Raw genomic sequence first — 1506 nt, 5'->3', positions numbered from 1 at the left:
AAGTAATGATTTAAGTGTGTTAATGTCTAGATTTCTTTGAAACCATTGACATCGTGTTATTAAAAGTATACTAAAAAACGGAAACGCTTTCGCAATTTTCCGTTTTTATCATTATTTAAACGCGCAAATCTTTGACTCTTGGTCAAGATTGAACAATAAATTAAGTGTTTGTATTTATTCTGGTTGCAAATCTATATCAAATAGAATTTCGAGTTGCTGAATTATACTTTGCCAATTACGAACTTTCATTTGCCTATCGTCGCGTTCGTAATTCATGATGCCTAAATAAACAATTTTTAGAATTGCTTTATTATTAACAAAACTAGATTTGGTTTTGGTTACACGTCTAATTTGACGATTAATGTTTTCAATTACATTTGTTGTGTAAACCATTTTTCTAATTTCAAAAGGTAATTGGTAATAGCAAGTTAACTCTTCCCAATTGTCTGTTCAAGATTTGATTACTCTTGGATATTTAGCTTCCCAATTTTTTCTAAATAAATTGAAATTTTCTTCGGCTTCTTTAATATCTCGAGCGTTGTAGATTGTTTTCATATCTTTTGCGAATGAAGACATGTCGTAGTTTGAAACACGTAACAATGAATTTCTCACTTGGTGGACGACACATTTTTGAATCATGGCCTTTGGGAAGGTTGTGTTAATAGCCTCGGAAATTCCAGGAAGGTTGTCACTAATCACCATTAAAACGCGTTCAACACCGCGTTGTTTTAAGTCGTCAAAAAACTTTAATCATTCTTTAGATGTTTCGTTTTCGCCTATATATAAGCCAATAACATGCTTATAGCCTTTCACATCAACGCCAAGAATAACGTAAACTGAAACTAGTTTCGCTGCTCCATCTTCCCGAGAATGAAAGCGAATCGCATCAATATATCAGAATGGATAAACTTTATCTAGCGGTCGGTTTTGAAACTCTTTCAAATCTGCATGAACGCGATCGGTAATCCGGCTAATTGCGGCTTGATCTAAAGATTTGTTATATAGTTTAAAAATGATATCTTTAATATCTTCTTGACTAGTTCCTTTCGATGAAAGCAAAATTAAAAGCTCTTCCATTTCAAGAATATCGCGTTGGCGTTTTGGAATTATAAAAGGATTGAATAATCCCTTACGATCACGTGGGGTTTTAATATCTAATTTCCCTACTGATGAACTAACAGTTTTTTCAATGAAACCATTCCGGCGATTGGAGTTTTCAGAACGCTCGTATTCGCTTCTTCCTAAATGTTCATCCATTTCGGCTTTAAGAAGTGCATTCAGTGGTTCAGAAAATACTTCTGTCATTGATTTAATTAAACTATTGGCACTGCTAGCATCAAAAATATCTGGGTTTCCTAGTACCAATTGGTTAAATTGGTCCATTACTTTTCGATAATTTTCAGATTTAGGTGGTTTTGGAGTTATTTTCTTTGCCATCTTGTTAATCATCCTTAATTAATTATTTGAATTTTAACACGATGCCAATTTAACACACTTATTTCATTA

General features: G+C 32.9%; 1 pseudogene. It reads right to left on the bottom strand.

The features are described from left to right. Positions 1 to 174 precede the first annotated feature (174 nt). A pseudogene (locus T426_RS26155) lies at positions 175 to 1383 on the bottom strand (IS256 family transposase). Positions 1384 to 1506: the final 123 nt, after the last annotated feature.

This window comes from Prolixibacter bellariivorans ATCC BAA-1284 (assembly GCF_000621705.1).
Taxonomy (GTDB): domain Bacteria; phylum Bacteroidota; class Bacteroidia; order Bacteroidales; family Prolixibacteraceae; genus Prolixibacter; species Prolixibacter bellariivorans.
Note: the sequence above shows the minus strand (reverse complement) of the source record. Positions and strands in the feature narration are given on the sequence as shown.